We start from the raw sequence: 19,982 nt of genomic DNA, 5'->3' as shown, positions 1-19,982 counted from the left end.
CAGCGAATGGGTATGTGATAGATCTCGGTGTTTGTGAACAGTCGAACTTTCGGTTCATTTCGTCTTCACACACCGCAATCTGGTGCTCTTTCGCTTTTGGGCTCAAAGCAAGCAAATTGCTTGGGTGTTATATGGTCAAGCCTCACGGGCAATTAGTATTGGTTAGCTCAACGCCTCACAGCGCTTACACACCCAACCTATCAACGTCGTAGTCTTCGACGGCCCTTCAGGGGACTCAAGGTCCCAGTGAGATCTCATCTTGAGGCTAGTTTCCCGCTTAGATGCTTTCAGCGGTTATCTATTCCGAACATAGCTACCCGGCAATGCCACTGGCGTGACAACCGGAACACCAGAGGTTCGTCCACTCCGGTCCTCTCGTACTAGGAGCAGCCCCTCTCAAATCTCAAACGTCCACGGCAGATAGGGACCGAACTGTCTCACGACGTTCTAAACCCAGCTCGCGTACCACTTTAAATGGCGAACAGCCATACCCTTGGGACCGGCTTCAGCCCCAGGATGTGATGAGCCGACATCGAGGTGCCAAACACCGCCGTCGATATGAACTCTTGGGCGGTATCAGCCTGTTATCCCCGGAGTACCTTTTATCCGTTGAGCGATGGCCCTTCCATACAGAACCACCGGATCACTAAGACCTACTTTCGTACCTGCTCGACGTGTCTGTCTCGCAGTCAAGCGCGCTTTTGCCTTTATACTCTACGACCGATTTCCGACCGGTCTGAGCGCACCTTCGTACTCCTCCGTTACTCTTTAGGAGGAGACCGCCCCAGTCAAACTACCCACCATACACTGTCCTCGATCCGGATAACGGACCTGAGTTAGAACCTCAAAGTTGCCAGGGTGGTATTTCAAGGTTGGCTCCACGCGAACTGGCGTCCACGCTTCAAAGCCTCCCACCTATCCTACACAAGCAAATTCAAAGTCCAGTGCAAAGCTATAGTAAAGGTTCACGGGGTCTTTCCGTCTAGCCGCGGATACACTGCATCTTCACAGCGATTTCAATTTCACTGAGTCTCGGGTGGAGACAGCGCCGCCATCGTTACGCCATTCGTGCAGGTCGGAACTTACCCGACAAGGAATTTCGCTACCTTAGGACCGTTATAGTTACGGCCGCCGTTTACCGGGGCTTCGATCAAGAGCTTCGCGTTAGCTAACCCCATCAATTAACCTTCCGGCACCGGGCAGGCGTCACACCCTATACGTCCACTTTCGTGTTTGCAGAGTGCTGTGTTTTTAATAAACAGTCGCAGCGGCCTGGTATCTTCGACCGGCATGGGCTTACGCAGTAAATGCTTCACCCTCACCGGCGCACCTTCTCCCGAAGTTACGGTGCCATTTTGCCTAGTTCCTTCACCCGAGTTCTCTCAAGCGCCTTGGTATTCTCTACCCAACCACCTGTGTCGGTTTGGGGTACGGTTCCTGGTTACCTGAAGCTTAGAAGCTTTTCTTGGAAGCATGGCATCAACCACTTCGTGTTCTAAAAGAACACTCGTCATCAGCTCTCGGCCTTAGAATCCCGGATTTACCTAAGATTCCAGCCTACCACCTTAAACTTGGACAACCAACGCCAAGCTGGCCTAGCCTTCTCCGTCCCTCCATCGCAATAACCAGAAGTACAGGAATATTAACCTGTTTTCCATCGACTACGCTTTTCAGCCTCGCCTTAGGGACCGACTAACCCTGCGTCGATTAACGTTGCGCAGGAAACCTTGGTCTTTCGGCGTGGGTGTTTTTCACACCCATTGTCGTTACTCATGTCAGCATTCGCACTTCTGATACCTCCAGCAAGCTTCTCAACTCACCTTCACAGGCTTACAGAACGCTCCTCTACCGCATCACCTAAGTGATACCCGTAGCTTCGGTGTATGGTTTGAGCCCCGTTACATCTTCCGCGCAGGCCGACTCGACTAGTGAGCTATTACGCTTTCTTTAAAGGGTGGCTGCTTCTAAGCCAACCTCCTAGCTGTCTAAGCCTTCCCACATCGTTTCCCACTTAACCATAACTTTGGGACCTTAGCTGACGGTCTGGGTTGTTTCCCTTTTCACGACGGACGTTAGCACCCGCCGTGTGTCTCCCATGCTCGGCACTTGTAGGTATTCGGAGTTTGCATCGGTTTGGTAAGTCGGGATGACCCCCTAGCCGAAACAGTGCTCTACCCCCTACAGTGATACATGAGGCGCTACCTAAATAGCTTTCGAGGAGAACCAGCTATCTCCGAGCTTGATTAGCCTTTCACTCCGATCCACAGGTCATCCGCTAACTTTTCAACGGTAGTCGGTTCGGTCCTCCAGTTAGTGTTACCCAACCTTCAACCTGCCCATGGATAGATCGCCCGGTTTCGGGTCTATTCCCAGCGACTAGACGCCCTATTAAGACTCGCTTTCGCTACGCCTCCCCTATTCGGTTAAGCTCGCCACTGAAAATAAGTCGCTGACCCATTATACAAAAGGTACGCAGTCACCCAACAAAGTGGGCTCCCACTGCTTGTACGCATACGGTTTCAGGATCTATTTCACTCCCCTCTCCGGGGTTCTTTTCGCCTTTCCCTCACGGTACTAGTTCACTATCGGTCAGTCAGTAGTATTTAGCCTTGGAGGATGGTCCCCCCATATTCAGACAAAGTTTCTCGTGCTCCGTCCTACTCGATTTCATGACTAAGAGATTTTCGCGTACAGGGCTATCACCCACTATGGCCGTACTTTCCAGAACGTTCCGCTAATCTCAAAGCCACTTAAGGGCTAGTCCCCGTTCGCTCGCCACTACTAAGGGAATCTCGGTTGATTTCTTTTCCTCAGGGTACTTAGATGTTTCAGTTCCCCTGGTTCGCCTCTTAAGCCTATGTATTCAGCTTAAGATAACCATCTTATGATGGCTGGGTTCCCCCATTCAGACATCTCCGGATCAAAGTCTGTTTGCCGACTCCCCGAAGCTTTTCGCAGGCTACCACGTCTTTCATCGCCTCTGACTGCCAAGGCATCCACCGTATGCGCTTCTTCACTTGACCATATAACCCCAAGCAATCTGGTTATACTGTGAAGACGACATTCGCCGAAAATTCGATAATACTCAATTAAGAGCAACTCACAAATTTTACCTTAGCCTGATCCGTTACCAGTGAAAGTAACGTTCAGTCTATCTTTCTATCACATACCCAAATTTTTAAAGAACGATCTAGCCAAAGACTAGAAATCAACATTCACCATCATCACAATGGAATGCTCATTTCTAAGCTTTCAACAAACAGAAGCAGTAGTGGTGGAGCCAAACGGGATCGAACCGTTGACCTCCTGCGTGCAAGGCAGGCGCTCTCCCAGCTGAGCTATGGCCCCGTATTTCTACAGGTTCCCACACAAAATTGGTGGGTCTGGGCAGATTCGAACTGCCGACCTCACCCTTATCAGGGGTGCGCTCTAACCAACTGAGCTACAGACCCAATTTCGAGCTTTAAGGCCGACCTCACCCTGCTCTTTACCACAGAGCATGGGGTGCGCTCCAACCAACTAAGCTACAACCTGTTAGGGCTGCTTCTTATCGTCTTCTTCAATGAATCAAGCAATTCGTGTGGGAACTTATGGAGCAGCTGATGTCGTCGATTAAGGAGGTGATCCAGCCGCAGGTTCCCCTACGGCTACCTTGTTACGACTTCACCCCAGTCATGAATCACACCGTGGTAACCGTCCTCCCGAAGGTTAGACTAGCTACTTCTGGTGCAACCCACTCCCATGGTGTGACGGGCGGTGTGTACAAGGCCCGGGAACGTATTCACCGCGACATTCTGATTCGCGATTACTAGCGATTCCGACTTCACGCAGTCGAGTTGCAGACTGCGATCCGGACTACGATCGGTTTTCTGGGATTAGCTCCACCTCGCGGCTTGGCAACCCTCTGTACCGACCATTGTAGCACGTGTGTAGCCCAGGCCGTAAGGGCCATGATGACTTGACGTCATCCCCACCTTCCTCCGGTTTGTCACCGGCAGTCTCCTTAGAGTGCCCACCATTACGTGCTGGTAACTAAGGACAAGGGTTGCGCTCGTTACGGGACTTAACCCAACATCTCACGACACGAGCTGACGACAGCCATGCAGCACCTGTCTCAATGTTCCCGAAGGCACCAATCCATCTCTGGAAAGTTCATTGGATGTCAAGGCCTGGTAAGGTTCTTCGCGTTGCTTCGAATTAAACCACATGCTCCACCGCTTGTGCGGGCCCCCGTCAATTCATTTGAGTTTTAACCTTGCGGCCGTACTCCCCAGGCGGTCAACTTAATGCGTTAGCTGCGCCACTAAGAGCTCAAGGCTCCCAACGGCTAGTTGACATCGTTTACGGCGTGGACTACCAGGGTATCTAATCCTGTTTGCTCCCCACGCTTTCGCACCTCAGTGTCAGTATCAGTCCAGGTGGTCGCCTTCGCCACTGGTGTTCCTTCCTATATCTACGCATTTCACCGCTACACAGGAAATTCCACCACCCTCTACCATACTCTAGCTTGTCAGTTTTGAATGCAGTTCCCAGGTTGAGCCCGGGGATTTCACATCCAACTTAACAAACCACCTACGCGCGCTTTACGCCCAGTAATTCCGATTAACGCTTGCACCCTCTGTATTACCGCGGCTGCTGGCACAGAGTTAGCCGGTGCTTATTCTGTCGGTAACGTCAAAACACTTACGTATTAGGTAAATGCCCTTCCTCCCAACTTAAAGTGCTTTACAATCCGAAGACCTTCTTCACACACGCGGCATGGCTGGATCAGGCTTTCGCCCATTGTCCAATATTCCCCACTGCTGCCTCCCGTAGGAGTCTGGACCGTGTCTCAGTTCCAGTGTGACTGATCATCCTCTCAGACCAGTTACGGATCGTCGCCTTGGTGAGCCATTACCTCACCAACTAGCTAATCCGACCTAGGCTCATCTGATAGCGCAAGGCCCGAAGGTCCCCTGCTTTCTCCCGTAGGACGTATGCGGTATTAGCGTCCGTTTCCGAGCGTTATCCCCCACTACCAGGCAGATTCCTAGGCATTACTCACCCGTCCGCCGCTCGCCACCAGGTACAAGTACCCGTGCTGCCGCTCGACTTGCATGTGTTAGGCCTGCCGCCAGCGTTCAATCTGAGCCATGATCAAACTCTTCAGTTCAAACATCTTTGGGTTTTTAAGAAACCCTAAACTTGGCTCAGCAATCGTTGGTTACATCTTTGATTTCTCGCGGAGTAACTTGTGATGCTGATAATCTTGTTGACTATCAGTCTGACTCCACAAGCACCCACACGAATTGCTTGATTCAGTTGTTAAAGAGCGGTTGGTTAAGATCTTTCGTCTCAACCGAGGCGCGCATTCTACAGCAGCCTCTGTTGCTGTCAAGCGGTTATTTTCAGAAGTTTTCAAAGTTTCCTTTGCAACTTCAACCACTTGCGCTTCCGATCTCTCGTTAGCGGGAGGCGAATTCTACAGCGTTACTCGCTGCTGTCAACACCTCTTTTTCTCCGCTTTCGACCGAGAAGATCGAATCGTCAATCAAGCCAAACAAACCTGCCTGATCAACTCCTTCTGGGCTTCGATGACCTGAAGCAACTCGCTGTCGAAAACTGCGTAACTCTTTGTTTACCAAGGAGTTTTCCGTTTCGACTGCGCCGGAAGTGGGGCGAATTATAGACTTCCAGAATCTGCCGTCAACACCTATTTTCACAATTCTGTCATATAGGTCAAAAAAGCCGCTGAAACGCGAAGGCCGGCCCCAAGGGGCCGGCCTTCTTCCCTTCTTACTTACAAACTAGGGAATGCGAATTGCGACGCTTCATGGCTCGCACGCTGCGGCCAGCGCTGGGTAATGGCCTTGCGACGGGTGTAGAAACGCACACCATCCGGGCCATACGCATGCAGATCGCCAAACAGCGAACGCTTCCAGCCACCGAAGCTGTGATAAGCCACCGGCACCGGCAACGGCACATTGACGCCGACCATGCCGACTTCGATCTCATCACAGAACAACCGCGCCGCTTCCCCATCACGGGTGAAGATGCAGGTGCCGTTGCCATATTCATGATCGTTGATCAGTTGCATCGCCTCTTCCAGGCTGTTGACCCGAACGACACACAGCACCGGCCCGAAGATCTCTTCTTTATAGATGCGCATCTCTGGCGTGACGTTATCGAACAGGCAGCCACCCAGGAAGAAGCCTTCCTCATGACCGGCAACGCTCAAACCACGACCATCAACCACCAGGGACGCGCCCGAAGAAACGCCGTCTTCTATATAGCCACTGACCTTATCGCGAGCCTGCCCGGAAACCAGTGGCCCCATGTCCAGCCCACAAGAAGTCCCCGCACCGATTTTCAGCGCCTTGATTTGCGGTACCAACTTGGCCACCAACGCATCCGCCACTTGGTCGCCCACACATACGGCCACCGAGATCGCCATGCAACGCTCGCCGCAAGAACCGTAGGCCGCGCCCATCAGTGCGCTGACCGCGTTGTCCAGATCCGCATCCGGCATCAGCACCGCATGGTTCTTCGCGCCGCCCAGTGCCTGGACGCGTTTGCCGCGCTTGGTGCCTTCGGCGTAGATGTATTCGGCAATCGGCGTCGAGCCAACGAAACTCAGCGCTTTGACTTCCGGCGCTTCGATCAGCGCGTCCACTGCCGCCTTGTCGCCGTGCACCACACTCAGCACACCTTTAGGCAGGCCGGCTTCGATCAATAGTTGAGCGATCAACAGCGTCGAGCTTGGATCACGCTCGGACGGCTTGAGGATAAAACAGTTGCCGCAGACGATCGCCAGTGGATACATCCACAGCGGCACCATGGCCGGGAAGTTGAACGGAGTAATACCCGCCACCACGCCCAACGGCTGGAAGTCCGACCAGGCATCAATGTTCGGACCGACGTTACGGCTGTACTCACCCTTGAGGATTTCCGGCGCTGCGCAAGCGAATTCGACGTTCTCGATGCCGCGCTTCAACTCGCCCGCAGCATCTTCCAGGGTCTTGCCATGCTCTTCACTGATCAACTGGGCGATACGTGCTTCGTTCTGCTCCAGCAATTGCTTGAAGCGGAACATCACCTGAGCACGTTTGGCCGGCGGCGTATTACGCCAGGCCGGGAATGCAGCCTTGGCCGAGTCGATGGCTTTCTGAATGGTATCGCGGCTGGCCAACGGCAGCTTATGGATGACCTGGCCGGTAGACGGGTTGAACACGTCGGCCGTGCGACCGTCTTCGGTCACCAGTTCGCCATTGATCAAATGCGGGATAAGGCTCATGCGGGGCTCCAGAAAAGTTGTCCACAGGCGCCCGTCAAAGGACGCCTCTATATAGAAGGAGGTATCAGTCGATTTTGTTCAGCACTTCGCCGACCGCGTCGAACAGACGATCAAGGTCTTGCGGCTTGCTGTTGAAGGTTGGGCCGAACTGCAGGGTGTCGCCGCCAAAGCGCACGTAGAACCCGGCTTTCCACAAGGCCATGCCCGCTTCGAACGGACGCACGATGGCGTCGCCGTCACGCGGCGCGATCTGGATCGCACCGGCCAGGCCGTAGTTACGAATGTCGATGATGTTTTTCGAGCCCTTCAGGCCGTGCAGCGCATTTTCGAAATGTGGCGCGACTTCGGCCACGCTCTGCACCAGGTTTTCTTTTTGCAGCAGATCGAGTGCGGCCAGGCCAGCGGCGCAAGCCACCGGATGCGCGGAGTAGGTGTAACCGTGCGGGAATTCCACCGCGTACTCCGGCGTCGCCTGGTTCATGAAGGTCTGGTAGATCTCGGAGCTGGCAATCACCGCGCCCATCGGGATCGCGCCGTTGGTGACTTGCTTGGCGATGCACATCAGGTCCGGGGTCACGCCGAAGCTGTCGGCACCGAACATCGAACCGGTACGCCCGAAACCGGTGATCACTTCGTCGAACACCAACAGGATATTGTGCTGATCGCAGATTTCGCGCAGACGCTTCAGATAACCCTGCGGCGGAACCAGCACGCCAGCGGAACCGGCCATTGGCTCGACGAACACCGCTGCAATGTTCGAAGCATCGTGCAACTCGATCAGCTTGAGCAGTTCATCCGCCAGGGCGATGCCGCCCTCCGTCGGCATGCCACGGGAATAAGCATTGCTCGCCAGCAACGTGTGCGGCAGGTGATCAACGTCCATCATCGCCTGACCGAACATTTTGCGGTTGCCGTTCACACCGCCAAGGCTGGTGCCGGCGATGTTCACGCCGTGATAGCCACGGGCACGACCGATCATTTTGGTTTTGGTGGCCTGGCCTTTAAGACGCCAGTAAGCACGCACCATCTTCACCGCCGTGTCGGCGCACTCGGAACCCGAATCAGTGAAGAACACGTGATTCAGATTGCCCGGGGTCAGGTCAGTGATTTTTTCGGCCAGTTGAAACGACAACGGGTGGCCGTACTGGAAGCCTGGCGAGTAATCGAGGGTGCCCAACTGCTTGGCGACCGCTTCCTGGATTTCCTTGCGAGTGTGCCCGGCGCCGCAGGTCCACAGACCCGACAGCGAATCGTAGACCTTGCGCCCCTTGTCGTCCGTCAGCCAACTGCCCTCCGCCGCAACGATCAGTCGCGGATCGCGCTGGAAATTACGGTTGGCGGTGTAGGGCATCCAGTGAGCATCGAGCTTGAGCTGGCTGGCCAAAGGAGACCGGGCGTTTTCGGGCAAGTTCATGGGCAAAACCTCGCAGAGCATAAGCGGCATAGAGATCAAAAGCGTTCTTGCAGCTAAGTTGCCACGAGGATAAAGTCGGTGAAATCCAACTCTTCTAACGTTCAGTCAGCCCTCCACTAAACTTTGAGTATTAGAGCATGAGCAGCCGTCGCCCCGATCCACTGGCGCAAGTCAGTGACTTTGATATCCGCCTGCTTCGGATCTTTCGCAGTGTGGTGGAGTGCGGCGGCTTCTCGGCAGCGGAATCGGTATTGGGGATCGGCCGCTCGGCCATCAGCCAGCAAATGAGCGATCTGGAACAGCGCCTCGGTCTGCGCTTATGCCAACGCGGTCGCGCCGGGTTTTCCCTGACCGAAGAAGGTCGCGAGGTCTATCAATCGGCGTTGCAGCTATTAAGTGCACTGGAAAGTTTCCGCACCGAGGTCAACGGTCTGCACCAGCACTTGCGTGGTGAATTGACCATCGGCCTGACCGACAACCTCGTCACCCTGCCCCACATGCGCATCACCCATGCCCTGGCACAACTGAAGGAACGCGGGCCGGACGTGCAGATTCAGATCCGCATGATCGCGCCCAATGAAGTCGAACAAGGCGTGCTCGACGGTCGATTGCATGTCGGTGTGGTGCCGCAAGCCAGCGCGCTGTCGGGGCTGGAATATCAGCCGCTTTATAGCGAACGCTCGTTGCTGTATTGCGCAGTGGGTCATCCGTTGTTTTATGTCGACGATAAACAACTGAATGACGAGCGCCTCAATAGCCAGGACGCCATCGCGCCGACCTTCCGTTTGCCCGCGGAAATCCAGGCCCATTACCAGGCGCTCAATTGCACCGCCAGTGCCTCGGACCGTGAGGGCATGGCGTTCCTGATCCTGACCGGACGCTTCATCGGCTACTTGCCGGACCACTACGCCAGCCTCTGGGTGCAGCAAGGTCGATTGCGGGCGCTGAAACCCAAGGCGCGCTTTTATGACCTGAGCCTCGCATCGGTCACGCGCAAGGGGCGCCGCCCGCATTTGGTGCTGGAAAGCTTCCTCGAAAGCCTGGCCGCGACACGTTGAAAGTGGTGGAAACCGGTAGGAGCGAAGCTTGCTCGCGAAGGCGGCGTGTCAGCTGTATCAATGTCGACTGACACGCCGCGTTCGCGAGAAAGCTCTGCGCCTACAGGAATTGTGGTGTTCAGGTTTTATTGCGTCAGGACTTGTCTGGAGCTTGTGGGTGCGCTATCAACGTAGTGGCTACACCCATCCACTTGTCCGGAAGTGCCTATGACCTTTGAAGTCCCCGCTCACGGCGGCAAACCCGCCAGCCGCATTCGTCAGAAGAACGAAGAGACCATCATCAAAGCCGCCGAAGACGAGTTCGCCCGTCACGGGTTCAAAGGCACCAGCATGAACACCATCGCTCTGAATGCCGGGCTGCCCAAAGCAAACCTGCATTATTACTTCACCAACAAACTCGGTTTGTACGTGGCGGTGTTGAGCAACATCCTTCAGTTGTGGGACAGCACCTTCAACACCTTGACTGCCGAGGATGATCCGGCCGAAGCGCTGACGCGTTATATCCGCGCCAAAATGGAATTCTCCCGTCGCCAGCCGCAAGCCTCGCGGATCTTCGCCATGGAAGTGATCAGTGGCGGCGAATGCCTGACCGAGTATTTCAATCAGGACTATCGCGCCTGGTTCCAGGGGCGAGCGGCGGTGTTCCAGGCGTGGATCGACGCCGGCAAGATGGACCCGGTCGACCCGGTGAACCTGATCTTCCTGCTGTGGGGTAGCACTCAGCATTACGCCGACTTCGCCACCCAGATCTGCCGTGTCAGCGGCCGCACCAAGCTGACCAAGCAAGACATGGAAGACGCCGGCAACAACCTGATCCGCATCATCCTCAAGGGCTGCGGCCTCACGCCAGCTATCTAAGATACTTATGCCTTTTACCCTCAGCGGTTTTTGCGAATACCGCGAAGAGATTCGCAAAAGCCGTTTCATCACTTTCGCGGCGCCGATCGCAAGCGCAGCTGAAGCCCAAGCGTTCATCGATCAGCACAGCGACTTGAATGCCTCGCACAACTGCTGGGCCTGGAAGCTCGGCGATCAATATCGCAGCAATGACGACGGCGAACCGGGCGGCACCGCAGGACGACCGATTCTGGCAGCCATCGAAGCGCAGGATTGCGATCAGGTCGCGGTGCTGGTGATTCGTTGGTATGGCGGCATTCAATTGGGCACCGGCGGCCTCGCCCGGGCCTATGGCGGCGGCGCGAACAAGTGCCTGCAAGGCGCGGCGAAAGTCGAACTGATCAGCCGGGTGCCGGTGAGTTGTGCCTGTGCATTTGGTGAGTTGGCGCTGGTGAAACTGCGCGTCGCGGAATCGGGCGGTTTGGTGGTGGAAGAAACCTTCACCGCCAATGGCGTGGAATTGCAATTGGCGATCGGCAAAGAGCACATCACGACCCTGCAAACTCAGCTCGCAGACCTGAGTCGCGGGCGCATCGTGTTGCAGCATTGATCGCACCAACACCGTTCACTGCCCTTTCATCGAGCCTGTTCACTTGCCCACATCTGCTGTGCACCCGGCTGTGGATAACCTGAGCACATCCTGCTGTAACCCTTCTGTCATGCGGCTTTGCTGGCTTTGCTCATTTTTCGTCCAATTTTCCACACAAACCACTAATCCCAAGAAAAAAACAAACAGTTAGCGCCGGTTATCACCTTTAGAAGATAGCCGCACAGTGCTTATGCCCTTGCTTTCGGCTTGCGCACAAATACTGTGGAACAACCTGTGGATAACCCGTTCATGGCTGGCGCTGCCCTATATCCGGCATAGGTTGCAGCGTGCTGCTCGTTTTTTGACCAATACCCGGCGAGCAAAATCAGAGCCTGATCAAGCACTTTGCCCCCAAGTAGTGCTTGATCGGGGATCGAAAGATGGCGACACCCCGCCCTCAATGCCTTTGCCAGCAAGGATTTTCGGTTTTCCTGACTCAATGGCCAGGAAATTGCTTTATCCACAGGCATAACTCCTATCGACCCGAGCCTGTCATGCCCAACCCCGTGCCGATCCCCGATCAAACGCCTCGCCTGCAACTGCGCAGAATCTGCAAACGTTACCCCGGCTGCCTGGCCAACGACGCCATCGACCTGAACATTGCTCCCGGTGAAATCCACGCCCTGCTCGGCGAAAACGGTGCGGGTAAAAGTACGTTGATGAAGATCATCTACGGCGTCACCCACGCCGATTCCGGGGAAATGATCTGGCAAGGCCAGCGCGTGAACATGCGCAATCCGGCTCAGGCTCGCGCATTGGGGATCGGCATGGTGTTCCAGCATTTCTCGCTGTTCGAAACACTCAGCGTGGCGCAGAACATTGCCCTGGCAATGGGTGCGGCGGCCGGCACGCCGAAGCAACTCGAGCCCAGGATTCGTGAAGTCTCCCGGCGCTACGGCATGGCGCTGGAACCGGAACGACTGGTCCACAGCCTGTCGATCGGCGAGCGGCAACGGGTGGAAATCGTTCGTTGCCTGATGCAGGACATCCGCCTGCTGATTCTCGATGAGCCGACTTCGGTGCTCACACCACAGGAGGCCGACGACCTCTTCGTCACACTGCGCCGGCTCGCGGCCGAAGGTTGCAGCATTCTGTTTATCAGCCACAAGCTCGGCGAGGTGCGCGCGTTATGCCACAGCGCCACGGTGCTGCGCGGCGGTCGGGTGGCCGGTCATTGCGTGCCGGCCGAGTGCTCGGATCAGCAATTGGCGAGGTTGATGGTGGGGGAAGCCGCCGAGCTGATTACCGATTATCCGAAGGTGATCGGCGGTGACGTATTTTTGAATGTGAGCGGATTGTCGTGGCACAACCCGGACCCTTTCGGCTGCTCCCTGACGGACATTGACCTCGCAGTGCGCAGCGGCGAAATCGTCGGTATCGCCGGCGTTGCAGGCAATGGTCAGGATGAATTGCTGGCCCTGCTCAGCGGCGAAGAACGGTTGAGTCGAAACGACAACGGGACGATCCGTTTCGGTGGGCAGCCGGTCGCCGATTTGCGGCCCGATGCTCGACGCCACCGTGGCCTCGCGTTCGTTCCCGCCGAGCGTCTGGGCCACGGTGCGGTACCCGAACTGAGCCTCGCCGATAACGCCCTGCTCACTGCGTTTCAACAAGGTCTGGTCAGCAACGGTCTGATTCAGCGCACCAAGGTCGAGGCGTTGGCGGCTGAAATCGTCCGCCGCTTTGGCGTGAAAACACCCGACACCCAAGCGCCGGCCCGCAGCCTGTCCGGCGGCAATTTGCAGAAATTCATCCTCGGCCGCGAGATCCTCCAACAGCCGAAATTGCTGGTGGCCGCGCACCCGACCTGGGGCGTGGACGTCGGCGCCGCCGCCACTATTCACCGTGCATTGATTGCCTTGCGCGATGCCGGCGCGGCGATCCTGGTGATCAGCGAAGACCTCGACGAATTGTTCCAGATCAGCGACCGGCTCGGCGCCTTGTGCAGCGGACGCCTATCGCCGCTCAGGGCCACGGTCGACACGCGCCTGATCGACGTCGGCGGCTGGATGGCCGGCCAGTTCGACGCCCCTCAACCACTCGCATCCGCATCGGTTTAACGGAGTTTCACATGCTGCTTTCCCTCGAACCCCGTGGCCAGCAATCGCGCCTGATGCTGTGGTGCTCGCCGTTGCTGGCAGCGGTCCTGACATTGGGCTGCGGCTCGCTGCTGTTTATTGCGCTGGGCCATGATCCGCTGCTTACGCTGTACACCTTGCTGATCGCGCCGGTCAGCGACTTGTACGGCGTCTCGGAGCTGTTAGTCAAAGCCTTGCCGATTCTGCTGTGCGCGCTGGGGCTGGCCGTGGCGTATCAGGCGCGGATTTGGAACATCGGCGCCGAAGGCCAATTGCTGCTCGGCGCCCTGGCCGGAAGTGCACTGGCGGTGAATATCATCGATATGCAAAGTCGCTGGGCGCTGGTGCTGATCCTGCTTGTTGGCACGTTGGCCGGTGCCGCGTGGGGCGGGCTGACAGCGTGGTTGCGCACGCGTTTCAATGCCAACGAAATCCTCACCAGCATCATGCTCAATTACATCGCCCTGAACCTGCTGCTGTTCTGCGTGCATGGGCCGCTGAAGGACCCGGCCGGGTTCAACTTTCCGGAGTCGGCGATGTTCGGCGATGCCAGTCGTTTGCCGCTGTTGATGGAGGACGGCCGGGTGCACGCCGGGGTGTATTTCGCCCTGCTCGCATTAGTGGCGGTTTGGGTTTTGCTGCAGAAAAGCTTTGTCGGTTTCCAGATCAAAGTGCTCGGGCTGGACAAACGCGCGGCGGGTTTCGTCGGGTTTCGCGAGAAGCGGCTGATCTGGCTGGCGCTGTTGATCAGCGGCGGATTGGCAGGGCTGGCCGGGGTGTGTGAAGTCACCGGGCCGATCGGCCAACTGGTGCCGCAGGTCTCGCCGGGGTATGGCTATGCCGCGATCACGGTGGCGTTTCTCGGGCGGCTCAACCCCATCGGCATTCTGTTTTCCAGCCTGCTGATGGCGTTGCTGTACATCGGTGGCGAGAGCGCGCAGATGAGCATGAACCTGCCGCAAGCCATCACCCAGTTGTTCCAGGGAATGATGCTGTTTTTCCTGTTGGCCAGTGACGTGCTGATTCTCTACCGGCCGCGTTTGAACCTGCGCTGGACTCGTCGCGCACAAGCCACCGCTGTACACGCAGGAGCGCTGTGATGGATATCGATCTACTAAGCAATATTTTCTACGCCATGGTCCGTTGCGGCACGCCGTTGCTGCTGGTTGCGCTGGGTGAATTGATCTGTGAGAAAAGCGGCGTCCTGAATCTGGGTCAGGAAGGCATGATGCTGTTTGGCGCGGTGATCGGTTTTATCGTCGCCCTGAACAGCGGCAACCTGTGGCTTGGCGTGTTGCTGGCGATGCTCGCCGGGATGTTGTTGTCGTCGCTGTTTGCGCTGGTGGCGCTGGTGTTCAATGCCAATCAGGTGGCCACCGGATTGGCGCTGACGATTTTCGGCGTGGGCCTGTCGACGTTTGTCGGCGCCGCGTGGGTCGGTAAACCGCTGGCCGGTTTTGAGCCGATGGCGATTCCTTACCTGAGTGAAATACCTTTGATCGGGCGAATGCTGTTTGCCCAGGATTTGCTGGTGTATCTGTCGTTCGCGTTGTTTGCGCTGGTGGCGTGGGTGATTCTGAAAAGCCGAATCGGGCTGATCATTCAGGCCGTCGGGGAAAGCCCGGAGGCGGCCAGCGCCATGGGCTTGCCGGTGTTGGGCGTGCGTGCGCTGGCGGTGCTGTTCGGCGGCGCGATGGCCGGTTTGGCCGGTGCCTATTTGTCCCTGGCCTATACACCGATGTGGGCCGAAAACATGAGCGCCGGCCGTGGCTGGATTGCCTTGGCGCTGGTGGTGTTTGCCAGTTGGCGAGTGTGGCGATTGCTGCTGGGGGCGTATCTGTTCGGGCTCGCCAGCATCCTGCACCTGGTGGCGCAGGGGTTAGGACTGGCGATTCCGTCGAGTCTGCTGGCGATGTTGCCGTATGTCGCGACCATCGTGGTGTTGGTGCTGCTGTCGCGGGATGCGGTGCGCACACGGTTGTATGCGCCGGTGTCGTTGGGGCAGCCGTGGCGAGCTGGGCATTAGTGGTTGCCTGCACTGGCCTCATCCCGAGCAGGCTCGGTCCCACATTAGACCGCGTTCCCCTGTGGGAGCGAGCCTGCTCGCGATGACTGCCTGACCGGCAACACCTGAACCACGCCCCACGCCAACTCAAAGACCAGGAATATCAGCAACAATGAACTGGCGCCGTGGAGCAAGGCATAAAGCTGCCAAGCCGAAAACAGAAACCGCCCCACCGCGTCATACCGACCAAAAATCTGCTGCGGATCACGAATCCGCAGCACCGCCCACACGCAGACAATCGACCCCAACAGATTGGCCATCAACATGTGCATCGGCTCGAACGACGGCAACTCGCCCGGCAAATCGAATGCCTGACTCACACTCAACAACACCCCCTGCAACGCGGCAAAACTCCACGGCGTGATAAACGCCGCCGTCACGATCAAGTCATACCAGGCGCTGCCCCGCACCAACCGGCGATATTGCGTTGAAGTCCACATCGGCCTTGCTCCATAAATTCAGGGAGCAACAAGGCTAAAGCCTGGAGTATGCTCGAGGGTCAAGCCCCTCTCGAGACGTCATGATGCGCATTGGTGAATTAGCCCAGGCCAGCGCCGTCAGCCGCGACACGCTGCGCTTCTACGAGCAGCGCGGACTGATCGCCGCACAACGCAGTGCCAACGGCTATCGCGACTATCCGCCAGACATGGTGCAACTGGTGCTGTACATCAAGACGGCTCAGCGGTTGGGCTTTACCCTCGGCGAGATCGGCAACAGCGTCGCCACGATATGGCAATCGCCGGATCCCGACAGCGCCGTCACACAGTTGCTGCAAGACAAACTCAAGCTGATTGAAACCCGTATGGACGAACTCGGTGCATTGCGCCACGAGTTGCAACAACGGCTCGGTCAGCGTTGTCCACTGAGTCCATGATCCTCATTTATCAAGGAAGCCACTCATGTCCAAGGCAAAAACCGCACTCATCATCGGTGCCTCCCGGGGCCTGGGCCTCGGCCTGGTGAAAACCCTGTTGGCCGACGGCTGGCAAGTCACCGCCACCGTGCGCAACCCGCAGAACGCCGAGGCGCTGCAAGCGTTGGGCAAGGTGCGGATCGAGAAGCTCGACATGGACGATCAGCAGGCGGTCATCGCCCTGAGCCAACAGCTCAAGGGTGAAGTGTTTGATTTGCTGTTCGTGAATGCCGGGGTCAAGGGGCCGGAGGTTCAGACGCCGGGCGGCGCGACGTTGGCCGAGGTCGGCCAATTGTTCTTCACCAACGCCGTGGCGCCGATCAACCTGGCACAACGTTTTGCCGGGCAGATTCGCCCGGAGACCGGCGTGTTGGCGTTCATGAGTTCGGTGCTGGGCAGCGTAACCATGCCGGACGCGCCGGAGCTGGCGCTGTACAAGGCCAGTAAAGCGGCGCTGAATTCCATGACCAACAGCTTCGTCACGCAATTGGGCGAGCAGAAACTCACCGTGCTGTCGTTGCATCCGGGTTGGGTGAAGACCGACATGGGCGGTGAAGGCGCCGATATCGACGTGGAAACCAGTACGCGTGGATTGGTCGATCAGGTGAATGCTTACGTTGGCAAGGGCGGACATCACTTCGTGAATTACAGAGGCGAAACCATTCCCTGGTAACAAACACAAAACCTGTGGGAGCGGCGGTGCGACGATTCGACTTGCCCGCGATGCAGGCACCTCGGGCTGTCGGTGATACCGAGGCGATGCTATCGCAGGCAAGCCAGCTCCCACAGGGATCGGGGTTGTTCTGTCGGGCCGGGCTTGCCGGCCAGGCGGTTTTGTTTGAAACTCCGCACCTCGTCCCTTGCGGCGACCCTGGATCAGCAGACAGGGTAATCACTGAGCTGGCTAACCTGAACCCCACTTTCAGAGGAGCCGGCCAACATGCCTGCGACCCGTACCTGGTTAAAAAATCCCCTCGCCATTTTCACTGCCAATGACCTCGATGCCCGTGGCGGTCTGGTTGTGCAAGACGGCGTGATCGTCGAAGTGCTCGCCGCTGGCCAGCAACCGTCCGCGCCCTGTGGACACGTCTTCGATGCCCGCGAGCATGTGATCCTGCCGGGCCTGATCAACACCCATCACCACTTCTATCAAACCCTGACCCGTGCCTGGGCGCCGGTGGTCAATCAGCCGTTGTTCCCGTGGCTGAAAACCCTCTACCCGGTCTGGGCACGCCTCACCCCTGAAAAACTTGCCCTCGCCACAAAAGTTGCGTTGGCTGAGTTGCTGCTGTCCGGCTGCACCACCGCCGCCGATCACCACTACCTGTTCCCGGAAGGCCTGGAAAACGCGATCGACGTGCAAGTCGAAAGCGTCCGCGAACTGGGCATGCGCGCCATGTTGACGCGCGGCTCCATGAGCCTGGGTGAAAAGGACGGCGGCCTGCCACCGCAGCAGACCGTCCAGGAAGGCGAAGTGATCCTCGCGGACAGCCAGCGCTTGATCGCCGAGTACCACGAGCGTGGCGATGGTGCGCAAATCCAGATCGCTTTGGCACCTTGTTCGCCGTTCTCGGTGACGCCGGAAATCATGTCCGCCAGCGCCGAATTGGCGAACAAACTCGACGTGCGCCTGCACACGCACCTGGCCGAAACCCTCGACGAAGAAGACTTCTGCCTGCAACGCTTCGGCTTGCGCACAGTGGATTATCTGGACAGCGTCGGCTGGCTCGGCCCGCGTACATGGCTGGCCCACGGCATCCACTTCAACCCGGACGAAATCGCCCGCCTCGGCGCCGCCAGCACCGGGATTTGCCATTGCCCGAGTTCGAACATGCGCCTGGCCTCCGGCATTTGCCCGACCCTGGACCTGACCGCTGCTGGCGCGTTGCTGGGTCTGGGGGTGGATGGATCAGCGTCCAACGATGCCTCGAACATGATGCTCGAAACACGTCAGGCGCTTTACATTCAGCGGCTGCGTTATGGCGCGGAGAAGATCACCCCGGAACTGGTGTTGGGTTGGGCGACCAAGGGCTCGGCCAGTTTGCTCGGGCGTACCGACATCGGTGAACTGGCGGTGGGCAAGCAGGCGGATCTGGCGTTGTTCAAGCTCGATGAGCTGCGGTTCTCCGGCAGTCATGATCCGGTGTCGGCGTTGCTGTTGTGTGGTGCGGATCGCGCGGACCGGGTGATGATTGGCGGTAAGTGGCGGGTGATTGACGGGCAGGTTGAGGGGCTGGATCTTAAAGGCTTGATTGCCGATCACAGCCAGGCGGCTCGACAGCTGATCGCCGGTTCCTGACAGACCACTAACCCTGTGGGAGCGGGCTTGCCCGCGATGGCTATTTGTCATCCAACACATGTGTTGGATGTGATGGCCTCTTCGCGGGCAAGCCCGCTCCCACAAGGATTTTTGGTGTGTTTAAAGGCCCAACAGCGACAACATGATGAACGTCGCAAACAGCACAAAATGCGTCATGCCTTCGATGGCATTGGTTTCGCCGTCGTTGAGGTTGATCGCACTGACGATCAGGGTGAGGAAGATCATCACCGTCTGCACCGGGGTCATCGCCATCTGGAACGGCTGACCGGTGTAGAGCGCCATCGCTTCCATCACCGGCACGGTCAGGATCACCGTCGACAGTGACGCGCCCATGGCGATGTTGACCACCGATTGCATGCGGTTGGCCAAGGCCGCGCGCAATGCCGTCAGAATCTCCGGCGCCGCAGAAATACCCGCCACCAGAATCGCCGTAATCACCGGAGGAGCACCCGTGCCTTCCAGGCCCAGGTCGAGGGTCTTGGACATCACTTCGGCCAAGGCGCCGATCACCACAACGCCGAACACCAACGTGCCGATACTCAGCGCCAGATTGACTGGTTCAGGTTCCTCTTCCGGGACTTTCCTGCGGCGTTTTTCCGGGTAGCTGTAGCTGAAGAAATAACTGTGCGGCCCGACCTGCATACGCAGGAACAGGGTGTAGAGCACGATCATCGCGCCGATGGTGAACGCCGAATAAATCTTCCAGTTGGCCTCGGGGATGAACTCCGGCACCACCATGGACACGCCCACGGCGGTGAGGATCATCACGCTGTAACTGCGGGCCGAGTCGTCGTTGTACGACTGTTCGCCGTGCTTGATCCCGCCCATCAACGCAGCCAGGCCAAGGATGCCGTTGATGTCGAGCATCACCGCCGAATAAATCGTGTCACGCACCAGTGTCGGCGAGGCTTCGTTGCTCATCATGATCGCCAGGATCACCACTTCCACCAGCACGGCGGCCAGGGTCAGGATCATCGTGCCGTAAGGGTCGCCGACTTTTTCGGCGAGCAGTTCGGCGTGATGGGCGACGCGCATGGAGGCGGCGACGATGAAGGCGATCAACACCAGGCCAGCGGTCAGCGCGATGGGTTGGCCGCGGTGCAGCATCCAGTGTTCCAGTGGATAAGCGGCGAGCGCGGCAATCACGGCCAGCAGCAGAAACTTTTCTTGCTTGAGGAGTGTGAGCATGGCGGGCCTTTTTTTGCCGAGTTGAGCAAACAGAGTGATGAGCTACTGACTGCGGGGCGGCGCTAACGTTTCGTTACACCTTAGCGCACCAGTGGATGGCAGCCGGTTTGGCACGTGCACTTTATTGGCATCGCAGGCCTCTTCGCGGGCAAGCCTCGCTCCTACGGGTTGGTGCCGCTCTTGTAGG

General features: G+C 57.5%; 14 protein-coding genes, 2 tRNA genes and 2 rRNA genes. 9 read left to right on the top strand and 9 right to left on the bottom strand.

Annotated features, from left to right (window positions below):
- Positions 1-131: 131 nt before the first annotated feature.
- The 6 genes from ACA075_RS03385 to aptA all read right to left on the bottom strand — a co-directional run bounded on the left by ACA075_RS03385 (position 132) and on the right by aptA (position 8,687).
- Positions 132-3,023: ribosomal RNA gene (locus ACA075_RS03385) — 23S ribosomal RNA — on the bottom strand.
- Positions 3,024-3,272: 249 nt separating this feature from the next.
- Positions 3,273-3,348 (bottom strand) — tRNA-Ala (locus ACA075_RS03380).
- A gap of 27 nt (positions 3,349-3,375) precedes the next feature.
- A tRNA-Ile gene (locus ACA075_RS03375) sits at positions 3,376-3,452 on the bottom strand.
- Between the two features lie 161 nt (positions 3,453-3,613).
- Positions 3,614-5,152, bottom strand: a 16S ribosomal RNA gene (locus tag ACA075_RS03370).
- The 16S and 23S rRNA genes sit together here with 2 tRNA genes alongside, the layout of an rRNA operon.
- Positions 5,153-5,779: 627 nt before the next feature.
- On the bottom strand, positions 5,780-7,273 hold the full coding sequence (locus ACA075_RS03365) for a CoA-acylating methylmalonate-semialdehyde dehydrogenase (RefSeq protein WP_497297281.1): 1,494 nt from the start codon (positions 7,271-7,273) through the stop codon (positions 5,780-5,782).
- A gap of 64 nt (positions 7,274-7,337) precedes the next feature.
- Entirely contained in the window at positions 7,338-8,687 is a 1,350-nt protein-coding gene (aptA, locus tag ACA075_RS03360) for an omega-aminotransferase AptA (RefSeq protein WP_219093839.1), read from the bottom strand.
- A gap of 137 nt (positions 8,688-8,824) precedes the next feature.
- Here aptA and ACA075_RS03355 point away from each other — a divergent pair, with 137 nt between their 5' ends.
- From ACA075_RS03355 to ACA075_RS03345, 3 genes are all read left to right on the top strand, one after another.
- The gene (locus ACA075_RS03355) at positions 8,825-9,745 is read left to right on the top strand and encodes a LysR family transcriptional regulator (protein ID WP_219093837.1); all 921 of its coding nucleotides are present in this window, start codon (positions 8,825-8,827) and stop codon (positions 9,743-9,745) included.
- A 207-nt stretch (positions 9,746-9,952) separates the two neighbouring features.
- Positions 9,953-10,603: a TetR/AcrR family transcriptional regulator gene (locus tag ACA075_RS03350; protein WP_109627829.1), complete on the top strand. Its 651-nt coding sequence runs from the start codon at positions 9,953-9,955 to the stop codon at positions 10,601-10,603.
- 7 nt (positions 10,604-10,610) lie between these two features.
- Positions 10,611-11,192 carry an IMPACT family protein gene (locus ACA075_RS03345; protein ID WP_497297280.1) on the top strand — a complete coding sequence of 194 codons (582 nt, stop codon included), beginning with the start codon at positions 10,611-10,613 and terminating at the stop codon, positions 11,190-11,192.
- A 227-nt stretch (positions 11,193-11,419) separates the two neighbouring features.
- Here ACA075_RS03345 and ACA075_RS03340 read toward each other — a convergent pair whose 3' ends face one another.
- Positions 11,420-11,695, bottom strand: coding sequence for a hypothetical protein (locus tag ACA075_RS03340; protein WP_497297279.1), 276 nt, complete (start codon positions 11,693-11,695; stop codon positions 11,420-11,422).
- Between the two features lie 30 nt (positions 11,696-11,725).
- On the opposite strand from ACA075_RS03340, the gene ACA075_RS03335 reads away from it, so the two are divergent.
- The 3 genes from ACA075_RS03335 to ACA075_RS03325 are packed head-to-tail and all read left to right on the top strand — an operon-like array spanning position 11,726 to position 15,335.
- Entirely contained in the window at positions 11,726-13,291 is a 1,566-nt protein-coding gene (locus tag ACA075_RS03335) for an ABC transporter ATP-binding protein (RefSeq protein ID WP_497297278.1), read from the top strand.
- 11 nt (positions 13,292-13,302) lie between these two features.
- The gene (locus ACA075_RS03330; protein ID WP_497297277.1) at positions 13,303-14,409 is read left to right on the top strand and encodes an ABC transporter permease; all 1,107 of its coding nucleotides are present in this window, start codon (positions 13,303-13,305) and stop codon (positions 14,407-14,409) included.
- Positions 14,409-15,335, top strand: coding sequence for an ABC transporter permease (locus ACA075_RS03325; protein ID WP_497297276.1), 927 nt, complete (start codon positions 14,409-14,411; stop codon positions 15,333-15,335). Before ACA075_RS03330 ends, ACA075_RS03325 begins: the two co-directional genes overlap by 1 nt.
- Before the next feature lie 44 nt (positions 15,336-15,379).
- Here ACA075_RS03325 and ACA075_RS03320 read toward each other — a convergent pair whose 3' ends face one another.
- Positions 15,380-15,814 (bottom strand): hypothetical protein, encoded by a 435-nt coding sequence (locus ACA075_RS03320; RefSeq protein WP_497297275.1) that lies wholly within the window; start codon positions 15,812-15,814, stop codon positions 15,380-15,382.
- An 83-nt stretch (positions 15,815-15,897) separates the two neighbouring features.
- Here ACA075_RS03320 and ACA075_RS03315 point away from each other — a divergent pair, with 83 nt between their 5' ends.
- From ACA075_RS03315 to ACA075_RS03305, 3 genes are all read left to right on the top strand, one after another.
- Positions 15,898-16,248, top strand: a complete 351-nt coding sequence (locus ACA075_RS03315) for a MerR family transcriptional regulator (protein WP_077750226.1) — start codon at positions 15,898-15,900, stop codon at positions 16,246-16,248.
- A 25-nt stretch (positions 16,249-16,273) separates the two neighbouring features.
- Positions 16,274-16,960: an SDR family oxidoreductase gene (locus ACA075_RS03310; protein WP_497297274.1), complete on the top strand. Its 687-nt coding sequence runs from the start codon at positions 16,274-16,276 to the stop codon at positions 16,958-16,960.
- 267 nt (positions 16,961-17,227) lie between these two features.
- Entirely contained in the window at positions 17,228-18,586 is a 1,359-nt protein-coding gene (locus ACA075_RS03305) for an 8-oxoguanine deaminase (RefSeq protein ID WP_497297272.1), read from the top strand.
- A 120-nt stretch (positions 18,587-18,706) separates the two neighbouring features.
- On the opposite strand, the gene ACA075_RS03300 is transcribed toward ACA075_RS03305, so the two are convergent.
- Positions 18,707-19,795, bottom strand: a complete 1,089-nt coding sequence (locus tag ACA075_RS03300) for a calcium:cation antiporter (protein WP_497297271.1) — start codon at positions 19,793-19,795, stop codon at positions 18,707-18,709.
- Between the last annotated feature and the right edge of the window lie 187 nt (positions 19,796-19,982).

This window comes from Pseudomonas sp. LBUM1663 (assembly GCF_059695905.1).
This window is presented reverse-complemented; position numbering and strand designations above follow the sequence as displayed.